Annotated in this window: 25 protein-coding genes; 16 read left to right on the forward strand and 9 right to left on the reverse strand. The window is 49.9% G+C overall.

Annotated features, from left to right (window positions below):
• A partial coding sequence (locus tag ABI361_08000; GenBank protein ID MEO9320597.1) for a hypothetical protein occupies window positions 1-199 on the reverse strand: 199 nt, incomplete at its 3' end.
• 127 nt (window positions 200-326) lie between these two features.
• Here ABI361_08000 and ABI361_08005 point away from each other — a divergent pair.
• Window positions 327-2264, forward strand: coding sequence for a heavy metal translocating P-type ATPase (locus tag ABI361_08005; GenBank protein MEO9320598.1), 1938 nt, complete (start codon window positions 327-329; stop codon window positions 2262-2264).
• Window positions 2265-2428: 164 nt separating this feature from the next.
• Here the strand turns inward: ABI361_08005 and ABI361_08010 are convergent, their stop codons facing one another.
• Entirely contained in the window at window positions 2429-2863 is a 435-nt protein-coding gene (locus ABI361_08010) for a DUF6328 family protein (protein ID MEO9320599.1), read from the reverse strand.
• Between the two features lie 134 nt (window positions 2864-2997).
• Here ABI361_08010 and ABI361_08015 point away from each other — a divergent pair, with 134 nt between their 5' ends.
• Window positions 2998-3504, forward strand: coding sequence for an Hsp20/alpha crystallin family protein (locus ABI361_08015; GenBank protein ID MEO9320600.1), 507 nt, complete (start codon window positions 2998-3000; stop codon window positions 3502-3504).
• A gap of 174 nt (window positions 3505-3678) precedes the next feature.
• Here ABI361_08015 and ABI361_08020 read toward each other — a convergent pair whose 3' ends face one another.
• Entirely contained in the window at window positions 3679-3849 is a 171-nt protein-coding gene (locus tag ABI361_08020; GenBank protein ID MEO9320601.1) for a hypothetical protein, read from the reverse strand.
• 60 nt (window positions 3850-3909) lie between these two features.
• Between ABI361_08020 and ABI361_08025 the strand changes: the two genes are divergently transcribed.
• The 3 genes from ABI361_08025 to ABI361_08035 all read left to right on the forward strand — a co-directional run bounded on the left by ABI361_08025 (window position 3910) and on the right by ABI361_08035 (window position 5225).
• Window positions 3910-4113, forward strand: a complete 204-nt coding sequence (locus ABI361_08025) for a hypothetical protein (GenBank protein MEO9320602.1) — start codon at window positions 3910-3912, stop codon at window positions 4111-4113.
• A 99-nt stretch (window positions 4114-4212) separates the two neighbouring features.
• Window positions 4213-4722 carry an OsmC family protein gene (locus ABI361_08030; protein ID MEO9320603.1) on the forward strand — a complete coding sequence of 170 codons (510 nt, stop codon included), beginning with the start codon at window positions 4213-4215 and terminating at the stop codon, window positions 4720-4722.
• Complete coding sequence (locus tag ABI361_08035; protein ID MEO9320604.1) at window positions 4719-5225, forward strand: universal stress protein; 507 nt, start codon at window positions 4719-4721, stop codon at window positions 5223-5225. The genes ABI361_08030 and ABI361_08035 overlap by 4 nt, the downstream gene beginning before the upstream one ends.
• A gap of 63 nt (window positions 5226-5288) precedes the next feature.
• Here ABI361_08035 and ABI361_08040 read toward each other — a convergent pair whose 3' ends face one another.
• Entirely contained in the window at window positions 5289-5699 is a 411-nt protein-coding gene (locus ABI361_08040) for a hypothetical protein (GenBank protein MEO9320605.1), read from the reverse strand.
• Window positions 5700-5866: 167 nt separating this feature from the next.
• On the opposite strand from ABI361_08040, the gene ABI361_08045 reads away from it, so the two are divergent.
• The gene (locus tag ABI361_08045; GenBank protein ID MEO9320606.1) at window positions 5867-6763 is read left to right on the forward strand and encodes a hypothetical protein; all 897 of its coding nucleotides are present in this window, start codon (window positions 5867-5869) and stop codon (window positions 6761-6763) included.
• A gap of 133 nt (window positions 6764-6896) precedes the next feature.
• On the opposite strand, the gene ABI361_08050 is transcribed toward ABI361_08045, so the two are convergent.
• Window positions 6897-7244 (reverse strand): hypothetical protein, encoded by a 348-nt coding sequence (locus ABI361_08050; protein MEO9320607.1) that lies wholly within the window; start codon window positions 7242-7244, stop codon window positions 6897-6899.
• A gap of 258 nt (window positions 7245-7502) precedes the next feature.
• Between ABI361_08050 and ABI361_08055 the strand changes: the two genes are divergently transcribed.
• Window positions 7503-8081 carry a hypothetical protein gene (locus ABI361_08055; protein ID MEO9320608.1) on the forward strand — a complete coding sequence of 193 codons (579 nt, stop codon included), beginning with the start codon at window positions 7503-7505 and terminating at the stop codon, window positions 8079-8081.
• Between the two features lie 66 nt (window positions 8082-8147).
• On the opposite strand, the gene ABI361_08060 is transcribed toward ABI361_08055, so the two are convergent.
• Window positions 8148-8723, reverse strand: a complete 576-nt coding sequence (locus ABI361_08060) for a hypothetical protein (protein MEO9320609.1) — start codon at window positions 8721-8723, stop codon at window positions 8148-8150.
• Between the two features lie 256 nt (window positions 8724-8979).
• A complete protein-coding gene (locus tag ABI361_08065; GenBank protein MEO9320610.1) occupies window positions 8980-9378 on the reverse strand; it encodes a nuclear transport factor 2 family protein in 399 nt (132 codons plus the stop codon).
• A gap of 117 nt (window positions 9379-9495) precedes the next feature.
• Between ABI361_08065 and ABI361_08070 the strand changes: the two genes are divergently transcribed.
• From ABI361_08070 to ABI361_08095, 6 genes are all read left to right on the forward strand, one after another.
• A complete protein-coding gene (locus ABI361_08070) occupies window positions 9496-11034 on the forward strand; it encodes a carboxyl transferase domain-containing protein (protein MEO9320611.1) in 1539 nt (512 codons plus the stop codon).
• Between the two features lie 70 nt (window positions 11035-11104).
• Window positions 11105-12667, forward strand: a complete 1563-nt coding sequence (locus ABI361_08075; GenBank protein ID MEO9320612.1) for a biotin carboxylase N-terminal domain-containing protein — start codon at window positions 11105-11107, stop codon at window positions 12665-12667.
• Window positions 12649-13107 carry a biotin/lipoyl-containing protein gene (locus tag ABI361_08080; protein ID MEO9320613.1) on the forward strand — a complete coding sequence of 153 codons (459 nt, stop codon included), beginning with the start codon at window positions 12649-12651 and terminating at the stop codon, window positions 13105-13107. Before ABI361_08075 ends, ABI361_08080 begins: the two co-directional genes overlap by 19 nt.
• Window positions 13108-13256: 149 nt before the next feature.
• On the forward strand, window positions 13257-13748 hold the full coding sequence (locus ABI361_08085) for a cupredoxin domain-containing protein (GenBank protein MEO9320614.1): 492 nt from the start codon (window positions 13257-13259) through the stop codon (window positions 13746-13748).
• A 136-nt stretch (window positions 13749-13884) separates the two neighbouring features.
• On the forward strand, window positions 13885-14691 hold the full coding sequence (locus ABI361_08090; GenBank protein MEO9320615.1) for an SDR family NAD(P)-dependent oxidoreductase: 807 nt from the start codon (window positions 13885-13887) through the stop codon (window positions 14689-14691).
• A 303-nt stretch (window positions 14692-14994) separates the two neighbouring features.
• Complete coding sequence (locus ABI361_08095) at window positions 14995-15465, forward strand: CBS domain-containing protein (protein ID MEO9320616.1); 471 nt, start codon at window positions 14995-14997, stop codon at window positions 15463-15465.
• A 95-nt stretch (window positions 15466-15560) separates the two neighbouring features.
• Here the strand turns inward: ABI361_08095 and ABI361_08100 are convergent, their stop codons facing one another.
• Both ABI361_08100 and ABI361_08105 read right to left on the reverse strand, forming a co-directional pair.
• Window positions 15561-17258: a CoA-transferase gene (locus tag ABI361_08100; protein MEO9320617.1), complete on the reverse strand. Its 1698-nt coding sequence runs from the start codon at window positions 17256-17258 to the stop codon at window positions 15561-15563.
• 111 nt (window positions 17259-17369) lie between these two features.
• Complete coding sequence (locus tag ABI361_08105; protein ID MEO9320618.1) at window positions 17370-18719, reverse strand: alpha/beta fold hydrolase; 1350 nt, start codon at window positions 18717-18719, stop codon at window positions 17370-17372.
• 57 nt (window positions 18720-18776) lie between these two features.
• On the opposite strand from ABI361_08105, the gene ABI361_08110 reads away from it, so the two are divergent.
• From ABI361_08110 to ABI361_08120, 3 genes are all read left to right on the forward strand, one after another.
• On the forward strand, window positions 18777-19244 hold the full coding sequence (locus ABI361_08110) for a hypothetical protein (protein MEO9320619.1): 468 nt from the start codon (window positions 18777-18779) through the stop codon (window positions 19242-19244).
• 171 nt (window positions 19245-19415) lie between these two features.
• Window positions 19416-19649: a DUF2171 domain-containing protein gene (locus ABI361_08115; GenBank protein ID MEO9320620.1), complete on the forward strand. Its 234-nt coding sequence runs from the start codon at window positions 19416-19418 to the stop codon at window positions 19647-19649.
• Between the two features lie 115 nt (window positions 19650-19764).
• Window positions 19765-20604: an ABC transporter ATP-binding protein gene (locus ABI361_08120; GenBank protein ID MEO9320621.1), complete on the forward strand. Its 840-nt coding sequence runs from the start codon at window positions 19765-19767 to the stop codon at window positions 20602-20604.
• Window positions 20605-20702 lie beyond the last annotated feature (98 nt).

Here is a 20702-nt window from a genome sequence, read left to right on the forward strand (position 1 = left end):
CCGGGCTTCCGTCAATTCCCTGGAGAAATGCAAGCGGGGCATAGACTATTGCAAAGAGAACCTCAAATGCCACGGTTACTATGATAAAATCGACAAGCCATGCCCAGAACCTTGTGGACCACCTGGCCAGCACTATTTCCCTTGTTGGCTGTGGTTCCTTTGCTCCTGCAGGATTATTACCTGTTGGTTCAAGTGCCATAAGCGTCAATCTGCGATTACATATTAGAACATGGAGATTTCTTTGCAATGCACTGCACGCGGAAGTATTAAGCACCATTGTCTCCTTGTTTTAAGTATTGGTCAGAGAAGGGTCTGCGTCAACCCGCTTGGATAGGGCTAAGTCTAATCTGAAGTCTTACCTGAACCAGACATCAGAGGTGGAGGCACCGCCGGCCCAAGCAAGCATTACCAAAAAGGTCAGTGCATTTGTGCGCAGGTACCCTATGCCGGTCTTCAGTTTCATTGGTCTTGTCGTCGGCACGGTACTCCAATGGGGACTTGGGCTCTCGGAGCAGGCCCAGTGGATTTGGCTTGCCACCCTTGTTATTGGCGGCGTCCCCGTCGTCTGGGAAACCGCGAAAGGGATTGCCAGTAAGCACTTTGCATCCGACATCGTCGCCACGCTTGCCATAATCGCCGCCCTCCTGCTAAATGACGGCTTTCCAGGGGTAGTCATTGTACTTATGCAGACTGGTGGGAAGGCACTTGAAGACTATGCATTTGGCAGAGCGTCGTCATCGCTTGATGTGCTTCTTGCACGATCGCCAAGGCTGGCCCACAGAAAAGGCAATGGTGCAATTAAAGACATAGCAGTCGAGGATGTTAGGATAGGCGACATCCTGTTAATCAGGCAGGGCGACTTGATCCCAGTCGACGGCCGGATAATCAGCGGGGCAACACTGATAGACGAATCTTCGCTTACAGGAGAGCCGCTTCCTAAAGCAAAAACAGCAGGCGACGGAGTGTTTAGCGGCACTGTCAATACCCAGAGCGTAATAGAAATAGAGGCTGAAAAGCCCAGCAGCGAAAGCCAGTACGCAAAGATCGTAGAGCTTGTTCGGAAGGCTCAGCAAGATAAGGCGCCTCTTCAGAGGCTTGCAAGTAAATACGCCGTTTGGTTCACGCCAATCACCGTAGCAGTCGCGCTTGTCGGGTATCTTGTTACCGGCCGCGTTGAAACAATCCTGTCAGTACTTGTCGTTGCTACGCCCTGCGCGCTGATATTTGCGACACCGGTTGCAATAATCAGCGGCATAAATCGCGCCGCAAAGCACGGAATTATCATAAAACACGGAGCAGCGATAGAGCAGGTTGGCAAGGCCGAATTGGTAGTCTTTGACAAGACCGGCACCATTACTTCCGGCTCTCTTTCAGTTACCGCTGTACTTCCGCTAGGCAAACGAACATCAGACGATCTTCTTTTCAAGGCCTCAAGCGTTGAGCAGCTTTCTTCGCATCCTGCAGCTCGCGTCCTTGCGGCCAAGGGATTTGAGAAATTCAGGACACTGCAGATTCCCTCGGATTTCACTGAAATTCCAGGCGCAGGTGTGCAGGGCAGAGTAAACGGCGAATTCGTGAAGGTAGGTTCAAGGCAGCTATTCGAAGAGAATTTTAATGCGGCTGAGGTCAATCAGCAGCTCAGGACTATTGGCAGGCTGGAATCTGTCCCTGCTGACGGCAGCATGCTGGCCTATGTCAGCATAAACGACAATTTAGAAGGAGCGATTGTCTTTGGCGATACAATAAGACCGGGGGTACGCAAAATGATAAACGATCTGCACCTCATGGGTGTTAGAGAGACGGTGTTGCTTACTGGCGACAATGAGAGAAACGCAGTAACCATAGCGCGCAATGCGGGAATTGAAAGAGCAGAGTGGGACCTGCTTCCGCAGGACAAGGTCTCATCCGTAAAAAAGCTGAAGGAGGTCTATCGCGACATTGTGATGGTCGGCGACGGCATCAATGATGCGCCGGCTCTCGCAACAGCGACTGTTGGCATCGCCATGGGTGCCAAGGGGACCGCGATCTCGGCAGAATCTGCAGACATTGTCCTGCTTGTCGACGACGTGACTAAGGTCGCTGACGTGATGAGGATAAGCCAGAGGACGATTTCAATTGCAAAGCAGAGCATATTCATTGGTCTTGGAGTCAGTATATTTTTGATGGCGGTTGCAAGCACCGGGGCAATCCCGCCCGCGCTGGGCGCGATGCTTCAGGAAATTCTGGATGTGGCTGTTATCCTTAACGCAGTCCGCGCCAGGTGAAAAGGATTAGCAAGCTTGATGGTACTTGCTGCTAAGTGTAAGTTGCTTGTCATCCAACGCAAAGAATGGATTGCAATTGAACTTTCACACATAACCGAAGGAACGCAAAAGTTTTCGCGATCCTGACGCGGGGGCGGTAATTGGGCCCTTTGCTATTAAGCGTCTCACTTACTCTTCAAGTAAAGCAAGTAAACGAGAACAAACGGCACCAAACCGATTGCAAGTGAAGCGTAGCCCAGAAAAGATGAAAGCGCTATTGCCAGACTCATGTACAGGGTAAGGCCTGTTGGAACAAACCCGTAAAGCATGAAGCGATGTGCACGCCTTTTGAATTTCTCGAGGTCTCTGTAGGGATATTCAACATGGTGATAAATTACCGGCAGGATAAAGAGCGAAATTGCAACCGTAATGGAAATTATTGCTATCATTACCAGAATCCTGTCAATGGGCGTGAGTCTATCAGTATAAGCAATAGAGATGTTCAGCAAAAAACCAAAGAGGATTCCGGTGAACGCGATGAGAAGCGAACTTTCCCTAATGATTGCGTTGTAATCAGTCAAAAGCTTGTCTCGTTCGTTCTTCGGCGGATCGGAATCCAACTAGCATCCCGGGTATGGCTGCAACCATTCTTATTCCTAGCCCCGCCTGGTGAGACTGACACAAACTAGCAGAATGCTAGCTAGTGCACTGCATTCCATCTACTTAAATAATCTCTGTCGGATTAGAATTTGATATGTCTGCATCAAGCAGCGAAAGAAAGGACCGAGAAGAGGAAAGCGGCATTACCCCGAGGAGATTTGACACGATGTTCGACAATTTCAGGAAGGACATGGAGAGAATGATGGCAAGGCCCTGGAGCTTTCCCATGGACTGGAGCTTCCCGTCAATGTTCGAGGCAAGGGATATGCGCACTGCGATGTACGAGCTGACGGACAGGGGCGACCGATATGAAGTCCTGGCAGAGCTTCCTGGAATTGACAAGGACAAGGTAGACATCAAGGCAACAAAGTATTCTGTCGAGGTTTCAGCCAAGCATTCCGAGAAGACAGAAGACAAGGGCAAAAAGTACGTATACACCGAGAGAATTTTCAGGTCGTTCTACCGAAATATTCCAGTTCCTGAAGAAATAGTCCCTTCAAAAGTTTCTGCAAAGCTTGAGAACGGCATCTTGAAACTCGACCTGCCAAAGAAGGTTCCAACCAAGGGAGAAACAGAATCAACGAAGGTTGAGGTAAAGTAGTAGAGGGAAGCAGCGCCCTACCTTGTTTGAGGCGAGTGGCCGGCCCGCTACTTTTTTATCAGCTCATTCGAGCAATTTTTTGAAGGATATCATATTCTATTGAAAGTACGCAAAACTGCGAAAACCGGGGGCTCGCAGGAATCAAAATAAATTCAAGGTGGCTTGGAACGAGCTTTATCTCTTCTTTGTGACGCCTTTGAGTCTCTTATGGTTCTGGGAGGTTTCGACCGACGGAAGGCCTGGGCTTCCTAATTTCTTGGTCGGCTTTGGCTGCTCGTCAAGGTCAAGGTTCTTGACCTCTTCTGTATCCAGCGGATGGCGGTCAAGCTGTGATTTGTGTTTCATTGTTGTAGAGATTCACTGCATCCGTTATTATGCTGTCAGATTTCTCTGTAATGCAGTGCGTTGCAAAAGAAGTCCGCCCTGATAAATAGACATGGTGCAAATCCGCAGGTTGGTCCACTTGACACTCAGATCGGAACGTCCATTCTCCAGTCTGGCTGGCAGCCGCATACAACGCTCAAGGCAAACCTTCAGTCCGACTATCTTTCTGATTCAGCCTATAACTCGTATGGCATTCACCTCATGGTCTTTCCACTAACGAGCTGAGCGGGATTTAACCACCACAAAATGCTGAAACATTTCTGGGAATCTCTTTAACGGAGGGCTGTGGTGTTAAATAGCATGACCGAAAATATCCTGAACCATGTGGATTTGCAAAAGACCTCGGCAACGATTGAATCGGGCGTGAAGGACAGATCGACCTTGAGAAGGCCGGTCAAGCTGCACGGCGACTGGATTCTCGACCCATCAACGCCTTTCCAGTTCAGGAGCGAGATGTCGTTTGAGAAGGGCAAGCAGGTAGTCGAAATCGACTCGCCGTCGTTTCTTGGCGGCAATGGCAACAGGCTTGGTCCCATGGCATACTGCGTCGCCGGAATTACTTCTTGTTTTATCAGCACCTTTGCTTCAGTCGCGGCAATGCACGGGATCAAGCTAACGAAATTAAGCGTAAATACGGAATGCAAAATCAATTTCTCCAAGACCTTTGACATCTCTGAAGATCCAATCACTGAGGGCATTAGGTTTGACATAGAGGCAAGCGCAGAGAACGCGGACAAGGGCAGGCTTGAAGAGATTCTCAGAATGGCAGAGGAAAGATGTCCTGCCGTGTATAGTATGACCCATCTCATCCAGGTTAGTGCTAGAATAAAATGACAACAATAGAGAGCAAAAGCGCAGCTCTCGCCGGACAGGATAGGCCTTTGCTGTTCTCAAAGGTATTGGTGCCAGTCGACAGGTCAGACAACGCGGACAGGGCGTTTGATTGTGCATTGAGGCTCGCCAAGGCAATTTCGGCTCAGGTAATCCTTCTGGCAGTTGTTGAGGACATTCCCGCCATGACAGAATCATACTTTCCCAGGTATGAACTCCAGAAGGTGGCAGAGGAGGGCATGGACCAGTACATAGAAGGTTTGCTTCACAAAGCAGAGAAACAATACGGCGTTAGACCAAGAGGTCTTGTCAGAAACGGGCACCCGGTGAAAGTCATTCTGGAGGTGGCTGGGGAAGAGAAGGCGAGTTCGGGAACCCAGAGCCAGTCCGATCTGCTAATCGTAATGGGAAGCAGGGGGCTCGGATCTTTCAAACAAATGCTCCTAGGCAGTGTCTCTCACGGTGTAATCAGCCACGGGGGATTTCCGGTTTTGATTGTAAAGTAGCCGCTATACCAAAGGGGAAAATCAGTTCCAGATGTGGCCTGGGAGCCAGGGAGAATGTAGGTTTCAACCCGGTCCATGCTGAAAGTCTGGCGGAGAAAACGTTTCCGGTCCGACCATCTGGCGAGCCTTGTCAAGTACTTCCCATTCCTGTTCCTCGCCCCTTAGGCTAGAGAGGATGTACCTGCCGAGCTCGGTGAGGCGGACCTTGCTATTAAGGAACTTGAAATAAAGATCGCCTGCGACAAGCATATTCTCGGCAGACGAGTGCGAGCTTGACTCCTCGGCTGCGGGCAGCGTTGACTTGTCAATTTCTATCACACCATTTGCAAGCGCATGGTTGATGTCGGATCTTGAAATTTCGTATTCTAGCAATTCGAGGATCGAGAGGCTGGCGATGTCAAGGATGCTAACCATTCTAATTATCCGGGGGTCTTTTAGCAGGACACTGACGGTAGCCATATCGATCTGAGTCATTCGACCAGGAGTCTCCACAATTACTAGCGCGTCTCCCTATCTAAAACATATTGGCGATATTGCTGCATTTTTGAAAACAGGACCGCGATCGCCGGAGAGTTGCAATGCTTTGCAATGCAGTGCAACGGTCGTCGCTAAATAATACATCCGATTTGTCATTCGCAGCGATGACCTCAACTCCGCTTAGCTTGGGACAGAGGGCAAGCGAGCTAACGATAGGGGACGCGTTTGGGAGCGACTTGACGCGAGTATCATGCGTTAACATCAGCCACCGCAGAGACGCCTGGGTGGCGACCATCATGTGCGCGCAGTACCTAGAGTCTGTAATTGATTCGATAGTTGTACGCGACGATGAATTCGCCCCCGTTGGGATAATTGGTGGATTTGACATCCTCAGCTACCTGCGAAAAAATCCATCCAAGAATGCGCTATACGAGACGAGCGTCTCCGAGATCATGTTTCGTGATCTCTTTAGAATTGAAAACAAAGACTCTACCCTTGGAGGAGTGATCGAGACTTGGCGACGACTGGGTCGCGCCTTTGCCATCGTTCCAAACGAATATGGCGATTTTTCGTCCCTATCGGCGAGGAGGATGCTAGAGGTCGGTACACGGTATAACTTTGATTTCACGGTGGATTCTATTTCCAAAAAGAAGGCGATCACATTTGAGAGGGATTCAAACTTGGGGAATATTCTTGAGGTAATGTTTCAAAACAGGACCCGAAAGCTTTTGCTTGAGGGTACCTCAACTTACCTCAGCGACCGGCTCATACTTGCCTCGATAGCCAAGCTCCTGAACTCTCAGAAGGATATTGACAATTTCTTTGAGATTCCTGTTGACCAGCTTGACCTTGAAACCGTAGAGTCGGTGCAGCCCGAGACCAGTTTTAGCGAGCTCTGCTACATTATGAACTCCATGGAGCACCCCTATGTCAAATGCGGTGACGCAATCATAACGTCTTGGGATGTCTGCACTGCGCTTCTTACTGCGTCGTTCACTGAACACACCCCGTGGGTCGAAGAAGAATCTCCAACTGAGCCCGAAGATAGCTACATTACATAGCTCCCTAAACGGCCTTCATCTGTAGATTCAGATGAAGAGCATTTCTGGCAATCTGATGTTTGTTTCCGGTCGAGATGCATTAAGCGGCTCATGACAGCTTGAACAGCGTAAGGCGAAAAGAGACGGCGTCCGTTCAGGCGGAAATTGGAAATACGTCGCCTGAAACTCGGACAAGGTCGCTGTCGTCGGATAGTGCCAACAGCGTATCGAGAGTACCATCAAAGTCTATTACAAAATGAAAGTGTCCATGATACAATGGGAATCTGCCAACTTGCGAGAAAATCATTGCGCTCTTTTCATCGGTGTTAGTATTCTCTTTGTATTGCAATTCGAGCCAGAAGTGCTGTTTCTTCTCGGTGGGATATTTCCTGGCAAGCATTGCAGATTTGATAAGCAGAAACGGATCGATGTTCTTGTACTCGGAATTCAGGTCAGACACGACCGTATCGTATTCCCTGTAGATTAGTTCCGATGTAGACATCAAAGGCCAAGGGAGCAAGCTGACTCTTAAGCACTAGGTGTACAGTGCATGGCAAAAATACAGCGGCGGAACACACAACCTTTGTTACTTTTCGCTATGGCTCAAGCCATTTCATCCCAAGCGCTCACACGATCGCAAGAACGGCGGCATGAAGTTCAGAACTCTATCCCTGCGACCTAATTTGAAGATGGACGCTGGCTTTTCTGCCAATAAGGGTAATATAGACACGAAGCGAATGAGTATTGGAATAGAAATTGAATGAGCGCTGACGGCGGCATGCCTCTCCGAGACTTTACTTTGGATAAGGAAATCTACCGCGCATTAACGAAAATAAAGTTCGCCAGCGCTGATTCAGAACTTTCAATTTCCAAAATAATCAACGAGATGCTCGCAGAATACCTTCATACATACATCCTATCCAAGCGCATGGGTCACATACTTGTGTCAAGGGACACTATCAGGATTGCGTTTAGCAGGCTGACCGATGAGCAGATAATGCATGCGGCTCATGCAAACGCTGTTCGGTACAAGGATGGTGCGCTGCTTGAATACGGCAAGCCCTCATTGAATGGCTATCTTGAACTCATAAAGTCATTTGCAAAGGCAAACAAGTTTGAATTCGAGATTAGCAAGGAACCGGAAACTGAAAATTACGTGCTGATTATGAGGTTCGGATTTCTCGGCCCGAACTTTACGAAATTCAAGGGTGAAACGTACAAGATGCTTATCCAGGAATATGCAGACATTGTTGGCACGGAATTTTCGGATACTGCTCTCTTTGTCAAGTATGCGCCTCGAAAAGAGCAGGTATCCAAAGAGCAGCAGCCTTTGACGTAGCCACCAGCTCCTAAATACCGAATTCTGGTTCGGTGCTGTTTGGCAACAGGGCGCAAGCCACCGCGGCTAGAGCACAACCTCGGCAACGACAGTGTTCGGCGTGGACATGACATTTGCCCGGACGTTTGCCAGTTCTTCAAAAATCATCTTTATCAACTGCGCCGTAAATTCAGACCAGTTCTGCCCGAGCTCGTGCTGTATGATAAAGACATGTTTGCCGCCAGCCTCAATCTTGTGATCAGAGTTTATGCCGGAGACTTTCATGTACTCTTGCAATACTGCTAACACTGTCCAGAGATTATAGCTTTTTTTCATCAAAAGAACGGAATCTTTCATCAAGTCAAGCGCAGCCTTTGCTGCTTCTTTCGTAAAGAGCTCCCTATATCCTGCAATGTCCTTGTCCTTTAGGCCGTTTTCCTTTGCGACGGAAATTGTCCTGTCAATCAGAGTAGAGAGCATTACCTTCGGCACCGGCATCATGCCAATCTTGTTTTCATACCTGTCCCACTCTGAATAGCGTCGGAGGATTTGGTTTGTCAAGACATTGAGCGAGATTTCTCGCTGATCCGCCTCCTTTTGCAGCTCGCCTAGAACAGAATCATCTAGCCTAAAGGTCAGGCTCTTTGTCTCTCGTGTGGACATGGCGCTAATACCAGCCCTTCATGCGGTCGCTGGTGCAAAGTGTAATACAAAACCCGTCTCTTTGTTGCTTAAAGTTACCATTTGCAGAGGACACTAGATCCAGTGTCAGATCGCTAGGATATTACAATTACGAATCCTAGTTCCTTGATTCCCGGCATAAGCCATCATTCCGAGTGCAGAACGCTCCTGGATGGTCTTATTTCGGAGGCACTCCGCAACCTGCCTAGGTTGCGGTAAGGATATGAGCCCTTGGTGTTTATTCCTTGAATCGTATTCTTAGCTCTCTGATATTCTTGCCTGTCTCGTCGGTAACAAAATGGAAGGCAAATCTGCCGGTTATCTCATCCCCACGCTCAAAAGTTACGACGGCTGTTATAGAGTCATCAGTGTTTTCAGTCAGCTTGATGGTTCTTTTCATGCCCGCATTGGCCATCACCGCGATCCGGAGGAAGTTTTCGATTGCAGTCTTGCCATGCAGACCATCAGGTACATTGCTAAAAGGCTCGTAGAGTACCGCGTCTTCAGAGAACAAATCAAGCAGGCCACGCACATCCTTCTGACTTATGAGCCGAAAGTATTTCTGGACCATCTGCTCGTTGCTAATAGTGATTATGCTCTTTGGCAAATTAGACGTTGAATCTTCATTTCTTGCCATGCACGAATTCCGGCGAACGCCTACTTAAGGCGCGGGTATGCACTGCATTGCAGTGCTACGCACTTTCCGGTGGCGCTTTTGAAAAGTTTTTTTACGCTTGGGACTGCAAGCAGCCCTATGAGCTTTGGCGACCTTGCCCGGAAGAGAGAAGAACACCTGCTTGGAGGGGGACACGAAAAGCAGGAGGAGCAAAGAAAAAAAGGAAAAATGACAGCTCCGGACCGCGCGAACCTGCTGTTTGACCCGGAGACCTTTGTGGAGCTTGACCAGTTCGTGCTTCATGACTGCAGCGACTTTGGGATGGATAAGAAGAAGGTTCTCGGAGACGGGGTGATGACAGGCTATGGCAATATCGACGGCAGGCTCGTCTATTCATTCATACACGACTTTACCGTGTTTGGGGGTTCGCTTGGCTGGGGCTTTGCTTCCAAGGTCTGCAAAGTAATGGACTTGGCCTTAAAGCAAGGCGTGCCGGTTGTCGGCATTAACGACTCAGGAGGCGCCCGAATCCAAGAAGGCATCATGAGCCTTGCAGGCTATGCGGAAATATTTCACCGAAACGTCAGGTCATCCGGTGTCGTGCCGCAGATCTCTCTTATAATGGGACCCTGCGCAGGCGGCGCCGTCTACTCGCCTGCAATCACCGACTTTATCATCATGACCAGGTCAGCTTTCATGTTTGTCACCGGGCCGGAGGTGGTAAAGGAGGTTACAAAGGAAGACGTGAGCTTTACCGAGCTTGGTGGAGCACACGTTCACAACGAGAAAAGCGGCGTGGCGCATTTTATCGCCGAAGACGAACAGGAGTGCTTCAGCATCTGCCGCAAGCTGCTCTCCTTTATTCCTTCAAATAACTTGGAGGAACCGCCGAGGGCCGCGCCAAATGACGATCCGCAGAGGCAGGACGACGAGCTCAATTCAGTCATGCCAGATAGCCCCAACAAGCCGTATGACATGGGGGGTTCGGTCATCCGGCACATAGTTGACAGAGGGGAATTTCTTGAGGTGCAGAAACACTGGGCAAAAAACATAATCGTCGGGTTTGCACGGCTTGACGGATACCCAATAGGCGTCGTCGCGAATAATCCCGAGGCGCTTGCAGGGGTGCTGGACATTGAGTCCTGCGAAAAGGCAGCGCGGTTTGTACGATTCTGCGACTGCTTTAACATTCCGCTGCTGGCAATGGTCGATGTGCCGGGGTTTCTTCCGGGCACGGGACAGGAATGGGGCGGAATAATCAGGCATGGCGCAAAGCTGCTTTACGCGTTCTCGGAGGCGACTGTGCCCAGGCTGACAGTAATTACTCGCAAAGCATATGGCGGAGCCTACTGCGTTATGAACAGCAAGCACATTGGCGCGGACTATAACTTTGCGTGGCCGTCAGCCGAGATTGCGGTAATGGGTCCGGAGGGGGCATCCAATATTATCTTCAAAAAAGAAATAATGCAGGCAAACGACCCGGTTTCAAAGAAGGCAGAACTTGTAAACGAGTTCAGGGACAGGTTCTCAAGTCCATACGTAGCTGCCTCCAGAGGATACATTGACATGGTTATCGAGCCAAGGGAAACACGGCCGCGCCTAATCTCTGCATTAAGGTCAATTTACAGAAAGCGGGAAAGCCTTCCAAAGAGAAAGCACGGCAACATTCCGCTGTAGGGGTCGGGCGACTTTACCTTAAGTTTCTAATTGGTACATAGCCATGACTTTTAAGCCAACTTCCTCTACAGTGAGTCGCTTGACCAAGAAAAGAGTCCTTATTGCAAACAGAGGTGAGATTGTTCTGCGCGTGGCGCGAACTTGCAACAGGCTCGGCTACTCCCCATGCGGCATTTACTCTGAAGCCGACAAGGACTCGCTTCACATCAAGTCCTGCCAGGAGGCGATTAGTATCGGGGGATTCACACCCACCGAGAGCTATCTACGCGTTGACAAGGTGATCGATGCCGCGACAAAGCTTGGCTGCGAGATGATACACCCGGGATACGGCTTTCTTGCGGAAAATTCCAGCTTTGCGGCTTCCTGCGAGCGGTCAGGGTTTACGTTCATTGGGCCGTCCTCATCGACTCTGGAGCTATCAGGCGACAAGGCAAGGGCAAGGGAAGTTGCTTCCTCAATAGCGCCTGTGTTGCCCGGGAAGGAAGTATCGAATGAATCAGAGGCACTCGGGTTTGCGGAAAAGATAGGTTTTCCGATAATAGTAAAGGCAGTAAAAGGGGGCGGCGGGAGGGGCCTGCGGACTGTCTATTCGGCAGAGGAGCTTAAGCAGGCATTTGCCTCATCTCGCGACGAGGCACTGATAAGTTTCGGGTCCGGCCGTGTCTATATCGAGAAGTACCTTGAGAACCCAAGGCACATCGAGGTGCAGATTCTCGGTGATAGCAAAACCGGCGAAAATGGCGGAGCCATCAATCTGGGCGAGCGGGAGTGCTCGGTGCAGCGCAGGCATCAGAAGCTGATAGAGGAGACACCTTCGGCAGCGCTTACCCCGGACAATCGGGCAAAATTGCTTGAAACCGCCACGGCGATTGCAGCAAAAATGAAATACGACAATGCAGGGACCGTCGAGTTTCTGTTCAAGGGCGGTGCGTTCTATTTCATGGAGCTGAACTCAAGGATTCAAGTCGAGCATCCGATTACAGAAATGGTTACTGGTGTAGACATTGTTGAACAACAGCTGCGAATCGCCTCCGGCGACGGAATTGCGTTCAAGCAGGGCGATGTCAGCTTTCACGGGCATGCAATAGAGTGCAGGCTAAACGCAGAGCACCCGATGACCTTTGCCCCGTTTCCGGGTGTTGTTGAAAAGTTTGTTCCACCCTTGTCAGGTACTGCAAGCGGCGACAAGTCTGTGAGGATTGATACGGCGCTTTACAGCGGGTATTCCATTCCGCCATACTATGACTCTCTTATAGCCAAGCTGATATGCCATGCGGCAGACAGAGGACAAGCGATTCAGACAATGAGAGAGGCGTTAATTTCGACTAGAATAACCGGAGTGCCTACAACGATACCATTCCACCTGTCGGCCCTCAACGACAGCCGATTTCTGCAGGGAAATTACGACACGTCCTTCGTTTCGGATCTAAAGCCGTATTCTGTCAAGAGCGGCGAAAAGGCAGCTGCGTTATTTGCTGTGCTTCCAAGGAGATTGCGCAAAGGCAGCGCAGAATCGGCCGCGGCTGGGACGCGGCCAATGCACACAGCCGATGCTTGGCACGGAGCGGCACTCTTTGAGGCAGTGACGGCAAGATCGGATAGCTTTGGGCAGAAATGGAGGTCAGATACCTGAAACTCCAGGTCAATGACACCGATTACGATATTGAGGTACTTTCTGATGGCAGGGCGCGAGTGAACGGCAAGGAAATCACGTTTGAATCAAGCAAGGATGGAGACGCGCTCTTGATCGGTGGCGAGAAGTATTTTCTCGATTTTGCACAGGAAGGCGACCAGCCTTTTCTTATCGTAAATGGCATGGTATACCTTGTCACAAAAACAGACCAGGCGGAAGGAGATGCAGAACGCGAACTGAGGGCTCCGATGAGCGGACAGGTTGTCGAGGTCGCAGTGGCGCAGGGGAGCGAAGTAAAGAAAGGTCAGTTGCTTTTGGTGCTTGAGGCCATGAAGATGGAGAACCAGATAAAGGCACCCTTCAAGGGCCGAGTAGCACAGATAAAGACATCAAAGGGCGAACACGTAAAGCTGGGAGATCTACTCATCACGTTTGAGTGATCGCAAAAACCGGGCAGGGATACCGGCTCTAACTCGACTTGCGCTAACCGGCAGTAGAGCGTAGCGGCAAGCCTTGCGGGGAAGTGAATGCACTGCATTGCAGAACAATCCTACACGATATATCCTAAAGACGGAGAGCATGACTGCAGATGTCGACAAGCAGGACACTTAAAAATTATGGGCTCGTGATTGCAGCTGCAATCTCTGTTGTTTTGGTTCTATCTATCGCAGTAGCTGCGATTTCAAACAAGCCCGCTGACGCAACCAGGTACAAAGGCGTAAACCGGGAATTCTGGATCGCAAACATGGACAACACCAAGATTAACGAAACAAAGGTGCTGCTGCCAGCAGACATGTTCACTACAAGTACACTCGTTGTCAAGAAGGGCGACAACGTTACAATACACTTCTTCAACGTCGAGGATAAGCCAACAGACAGGCATTCATTTTCAATAGACGGCAAACCCTATGCGATGAATGTCGTTCTTAACGGCGGTCAGAACGCAACCATCAACTTTATTGCAAATCAGACAGGAGTGTGGACGTACTATTGCATATACCACGAACCCATGATGAAAGGCCAGTTGGTGGTAGAGGCGCCAACGCTGGATGAGCTTCTGGCTCTGGCGCACCAGAGGTAGCCCCCTCCTTGGATTTTCTTTGGGCAACGGGTAGGCAGGGGTATAGAAGAGGTTTGACAGGATTTCTTATCCGCAGTACGTGGCCGGCTTATCAGTCGACTCTGCTGTCTCTTTGGGCGACCGGTGAACCTTATCCATGCTGCTAAAATCCATAAAGGATCTGATCGACCTCTCAGGCAAGACGGCGATTGTCACTGGCGCTGTCGGAATAGGGTATGGAATTGCTTATCGGCTAGCAGAGGCCGGCGCTAATGTAGTCGTTGCCAGCCTGTTAGGAGACCAAGCGGATGTCACTGCAAATGACTTGACCAAGAGAGGATGGCATGCCAAGTCAGTAGTTGCCGACGTTTCGAAAGAAACGGACGCCAAGAGGATGGTGAGCGAGACTGTCTCAGCATATGGTGGCTTGGACATCCTGGTCAACAATGCTGGGATATATCCGTCGATTCCTGTATTGAAAATGACCAGTGAGGATTTTGAGCGCGTCCTTGCGGTGAACCTAAAGGGCGTTTTCCTTTGCTCCAAGTACGCCGTGGAACAGATGATAAAGCAGGGCAGCGGAGGCAAGATAATCAATATCACTTCCATTGATGCGCTCCATCCCTCTTCAGTCGGGCTTGCACACTATGACGCTTCAAAACACGGAGTCTGGGGCTTTACGAAGAATCTTGCACTGGAAGTTGCACCCCATAACATCACGGTAAATGCGATTGCTCCAGGGGGCATACTGACCCCGGGCGTAAAGGACATGCAACAGTCAATGCCTGCACCGCAAGGAATCGACCCCGGCAAAATGCTTGAAGGCTTTATGTCCAAGATCCCTATGCACAGGCTGGGCGAACCTGACGAGATAGGAAAGGTTGCACTGTTCCTTGCCTCGGAAATGTCTTCGTACATGACCGGAAGTCAGGTGGTGGTTGACGGCGGAGCACTTCTGTCTTGATGTACCAGCCAACAGCGAATTGGCTATCATTGAACTAGGGGCATCAGTTGCTTGGCCGCATCATATGCTCCCGTTTTCCTTGCAGCGATTTGTGAAACCTTGTGGTGAAACGATCGTGTGTCTGGAACAGTATTGAGGCGAGCGGGTAGCGTACGCTCCATAATTGGAAGTACCTGCGCCTTTGCGCCGTTCCTCCTCCTTTCAAGCATCGCTCCGCTAGCCAGATGAAGACAGCATTGTTGGATTGTTCTGCAATGCAGTGCATTCTACGTGGTTATATAGCAAGCCTCCACTTTGTCCGGCATGGAAAATTCAGTAGAAGCTATAATGTCAAGAAATCTGGAAACTATAGACGCAGCAGCTTCTTCACTTGAAGCGGCAAGAAAGATGCGTGATAAGAAAATCAGCTCGCTCCTTGTGGTCAACAAGAAGAACAAGGATGAAATGCCGCTCGGAATCGTTACAGAACGCGATCTCGTTTGCAGGATATGCGCTCAGGGATCAAGCGGAAAGGATGTCTACATAAGAGACATAATGTCCTCTCCAATAGCAACCATCGATCCACAAACCACTGTCGAGGGCGCAGCAGACATTATGCTAAGCAACAAGGTAAGGCACCTCTTGGTGGTTGACCGGAACGCAAAGGCAACCCCGGTTGGAATCGTTGCGCCGACTGACCTCAACAAGTACCTGCAAGCAAACATTGACATGGACGAAGTCCAGGCTAGAATCCTAAAGGCTGTCCAGTACAGCGAGGAGATAGGCTGGGCGTAGCAAGGGCCAGCATGATTGGATTTGTTGCAGCTATAGTTACTCGCATAACCCACGTTGTGTGTAGAACAACGATATCGTAGATCGCTACCTTTCAGCTAAGCGCGAATTGTGCGAAGCACTTCCTCGCGGATATTCGTTTTTTCTTGTTTAAACAGCCTTTTGTCCATCTCAATGGCACGAGAGTCTCTGACCGGGGCAAAATCCATCTTTTGCAAGATGTCCTTGTCCACATCAATCCCGGGCGCAAACTCGAGGAGCGATATGCCGTCCCTGCCCAAGCCAAAAACTGCCCTCTCTGTGACATAGAGTATTTCTTTTCCGAACTTTACGGCCTGGTGTCCGCTAAATACAATCTTGTAAACTGATTCGACAAATTTGCGAATATTACCGTCCTGTTCTATTCTCAGCTCTTTTCCAGCAGCCACCGTTATTTTGCTCTGACCTCCAGTAAAGGCACCGGCAAAGTACGTCTTTGGCGCTCCGCCCGCGATTACGGGAAATCCGCCGGGTCCAAAGGCGCGGTTTGGAAGCATCGATGGGTTGACGTTGCCGAATCTGTCAATTTGCAAAAATCCAAGTGAGGCGGCGTCGATTATCCCTCCTTCAAAATTTGAAAACATGTCCGGAATTGTTGAAAGGGCAAACGGGCTCATTGCCAGACCAAAATCCGGGCCGGACAGCGCCAATCCTCCCCAGGGACCCGACTCAAGAACGGTTATGATAAACTCTGTAACGTGCTCTTCGGCAGCCACCGCCGACACAAAGGCTGGAATGCCTATCCCCAGATTTACCAGCACTGGCTTGCCCTTGTCTTCTAGAACTTTCACCAACTCCAGCAGCACCCTTCTCGCGATTACCTTTTCATAATCAGCTGGAGGTGTCCCTCCGCTGGAGATGTCGCGCACAAGCGCGTCAGTGATCGGCGGCAGAACTGAATAAGAAATCCGGGGATCATATTCGATGCTGCCACCCTGCCAGTGGTGCTGTTTTGGGGAAACCACCACCGAGTCGACAATCGGGCCCGGGACATCCACATCCCAAGGATCGATTGAACCGGCCTGGGTGAGCCAACGGACCTGCGCGATAACCCTTCCCGAGTTCGGTCGGGCTTTTGCCGCCTGTGCAATGCTCAGAGTTGTTCCTCTGATGCCTTCGTCTCTCATTGATAGGTTGCCGTTTTCGTCCGCGACCGAAGCGCGTATGAGCGCATAATCAGGTTTTGGAGCCCGGTAAAGGAGGAACTCTTCGCCTTCGATATTTATAAGACTGACCCTGCAGGACTGGGCATGGTGGCCAGACAGATTGGCCGGTCCTTCCCGGCTTATGCTTTTGCTTGCCTTGTCATTTAGTGCAGCGCCATCCTGACGCGGGTCGAGAAAGGTTTCAAGGCCTATCTTTGTTATGAGGCCCGGTCTCCCGGACGCAACTTCCCTGAACCAGTAGGCAGCTATCCCAAGCGGCCAGCCGTATGATTCAATCCTGTTGTCGGTGACCATTTTTTGGAGCCATGGCGAGAAGCCGAGAAAAGGCATCAGCATGCCGCGCATGAAATTCTGATTTGGGTCGGCATACAATTTCTCTGCCACGAAATCAAGTGCTCGGCCGGGCATGGCCGGCAGAGCGTCAGAAATTATGAACAAGTTGCATGGGTGGCCGGTCTTTGTGTAACTGTCAAAGAGTTGCAGTATCAGATGCTCCGGCGCTGTGGCTAGGTTGAACCCAGATATCGCTACTATGCTCGAGTCCTTTATTGCGGCTGCCTCAGCGGCCCCTTCTGCAACCTTGGAAAGCAACGCGTTGCGATAATTGGCCGCATATTAAATACATTGACCATCAGCAGCTTGCATTGTAACGCGGTTCTTGGTCGAACCGTTCGCGCTGGCTGTTCGTCTTGGCTAGCTACGTCAGCTTCTCTGGGCCAGCCATTTTCCCACTTCTGGCCACAGCTTTTCGTGAGCTTGCTGACTGGTGCACAACCCAACGTGTCCAATTGGAAATTCAATAAGCCTTTTGTCCTTGCTTCCTATTACATCGATAACCGACCTGCTTGACTGTGGAGGTACTAGGTCGTCTGTCTTGCCCACGATGTCAAGTACTGGCATCGCAACCTTTGACAGGTCTATATTCTTGCCGCCAACCTGCATTTTGTTCTTTATCAGGAGGTTTTGCCTGTATACCTGGTCTACGATCTCTCGGTAGACCTCGCCAATGATAGGCGGGCTGTCATATAGCCACGCCTCGATAGAGAAAAATTCCAAGGTTTCTTCAATAGTTCTTGGTCTGCTAAAGTACCTTGGATACTTTAGTGCCGCCTCGACCGGATTTCGAAGGAGGAATGCCGCATTTAAAATCCACCCAGGCACGTTGCCGCAGGCTTTGACCAGATTGTCCGCGTCCAGATGCGAAGTCCAGTGCTCGATTATTGTCGCACCCTTTTGGATGTCTACGGGTGTGGCGTGAAGTATCAGAGCATTGACATTTTCCGGGTGCATTGCGGAATAGACTAGAGTAAAGAGGCCGCCCCAGCAATATCCAAATAGCGATACCTTGTCTGCGCCTGTTATCTCTTTGATCTTTTTTACGGCGTTTCCAACGTACTGTTCAGAATAGTTTTCGAGCGTAAGGTCCTTGTCATACGACATGGGGGTGCCCCAGTCGGTGGCGTATATGTCAAATCCTTGGTTTAAGAGATTATTAATAACGCTATTCTCTGGCAGAAGATCCAGGATATAGTAGCGATTGATAAGCGAGTAAATAACGAGGATTGGAGTCTTGTGCTTCGGTTCCACCTTGGACTTGTAGTGGAGCAGATTGAACCTGCCTTCCATCTCGATCACCTCTGATGGCGTCCTGTTGACAGTGTCGCGAAACGGCTCCAGCTGCCTGCTGAAAAAAGAAAGCAGATCAGAGTAGCTCCGGGAAATTTGATTGTGGTCCATGAGGTTTAGGACATCGGCCCATGAATCCACGGCCGACGCCAAGCTTGTTGTCATGGTTTCGTCATTTAGCCGCTCAGAAAGCTTTGCGCCGTACGCAGCCCTCATGGAACCTTGTATGTCTTCTATAGATTTCTTAGCGCCCGGTGTAAAGGCAGTCTGCAGCGCCTGCATGGTGGCCTCAAAGTTTGCTTCACCGTATTTCTGCGCGAATTCAGACCAGTTACGATAATAGTTGTACCACACCTGCGGAGCGTTTAACAGTTTGCCGGCATCATAACCATTGATTGGCAAGTTTGTTAATTGTATTTCAGTCATTAATTGTCGGCTTTGCTGAGCAGCTCATTTGCTATTAAGCATCTCGGTTGCACTGCAATGCAAAGCGAAGGCTCCGGGCCGGCCAGCTCTATGAAGAGGCCGGAGTCAGGTCAGGCTGCGTCTCGCGTCGACAAACGAAATGTCAAGGCACGTAAAATGGACGCTGCTAAAGATTCGTGCATGCCGTGGAATGCACTGCATTCAATCTCGTTAAATACCGCGGGTAAATCAGCACAACAGACCAAAGCCGTGGAAACTGCAATGAGAAGGTGGAAAACTGAGGGCGAAGAATGTGATCTAGAGGCGCCGGTCATTCTCAATGGTTGCGCTTTTGTCATTTGCGAATCATGCCAATGGACTGCAACAGTGTCTAGGACAAATGAGGGTCGCCTGCTGCTAGACGAGTGCCCGTTATGTAAGGCTGACAGTTTTCTTTCGTTTATCCCGCTCGCAAAGAGCGAGTCGTATCGCTTTACAATAGACCAGACTCGCGGCCTGGATGTCCAGTTTCGCACAATATTCTAGGGCAGGCACGCTTTTTTCGTTGTGAATTCTACTCATGCAACAGCATTGATGCTTCGTAGCAATACGCATCTAATCCGGCCTTATCACATGCCAGTCTGGCAGCCATGGGTTGCATTGTAATGCACTGCATTCCTCATGCTTAACTATCGTCGCGCCTCTTCGACCATTGAAATGTCTGAACCTATACCAAATTGGGAAGCAATAGTTCACAAGAACGTGAGGTCAAGAGACGGCGTCGACATGGGCAATGTTGCAGAAGTGGACGAAAAGAACTTGGTAATAATTCAAGGCGTTGCCTCTGAAAAAGAGTACAACGTTCCCCACTCTGCAGTCGAGGAATTCAATGGCGCCGAAGTAAGACTGAACGTCCCCTACTCGCAGGTAAAACAATTCCTCGTAAAATAAGGCTTAACTGCCTATTTTCGCGGAATTCCATTACCCTTTTTTGTCAATGTTCTTGCATGCACTGCATTGCAAAGCAGTCTGCCTTCTGAAATACTAAAGAAACAAACATCAGGCTATGATGATAGCAGACGCAGTTGATTCTGGACCAGAGCCCAAAGAGGAAATAATAACTGGGCAGCAAAGCGAATTTACTTCTAATGACAGTACTGCAGGTCCAGGGAAATTCCGAAGTGCAGATGCTGTGCTTCAGACTGTCAATCTTTCCAAGGTTTACCGCTCGTCTGCGGGACAAGTTATTGCTCTCAATAATGTCAACCTTGCAATAAGAAAGGGAGAGCTTGTCTCGATAGTTGGACCTTCTGGCAGCGGCAAGTCCACGCTGCTTAGCATTATCGGCGGTCTTGATAGGCCGACCGGAGGAAGGGTCATAATCAGAGGCCAAGACTTGTTTTCTTTAAATGACAACGAACTTGCGACCGTTCGAAACAAGCTGATCGGATTTGTTTTTCAATCATACAATCTCGTAAACAGATCGACTGTTCTAAGAAATGTTGAGCTGCCGGCCATGATTTCAGAGATGGACAGTGATGAGCGCCGCATCCGAGCGATGAAACTGTTAGGAATACTGGGAATAGCGAAACGGGCTCAATATAGGCCCACAACTCTTAGTGGCGGTGAGCAGCAACGGGTTGCAATCGCAAGGGCACTGATGAATAACCCCGCAATAATACTGGCAGACGAGCCCACGGGGAACCTTGATACAAAGACTGGCAACGAAATATTCAACCTCCTAAAGATGCTGTCCGGGAGATATAACAGGACAATAGTGGTAGTGACGCACAATGCCGAGCTGGCATCTGCCACGGACCGGATTGTCTATTTGCGAGACGGGGAGATCGAGCGAGAGGTACTGACAAGCAAGAGGCAGCTGGATAAAGGTTCTGCCGCAGCCTGATAGTTGCGGGCAGGGTATCGATAGTCCTCCACATTTATTCGCCAACAGGCAATTCATCAAGTAATCAACTAGATGATTTGTTAATCGCTAACACGTCA

Source organism: Nitrososphaera sp. (genome assembly GCA_039938515.1).
Lineage (GTDB): Archaea > Thermoproteota > Nitrososphaeria > Nitrososphaerales > Nitrososphaeraceae > Nitrososphaera.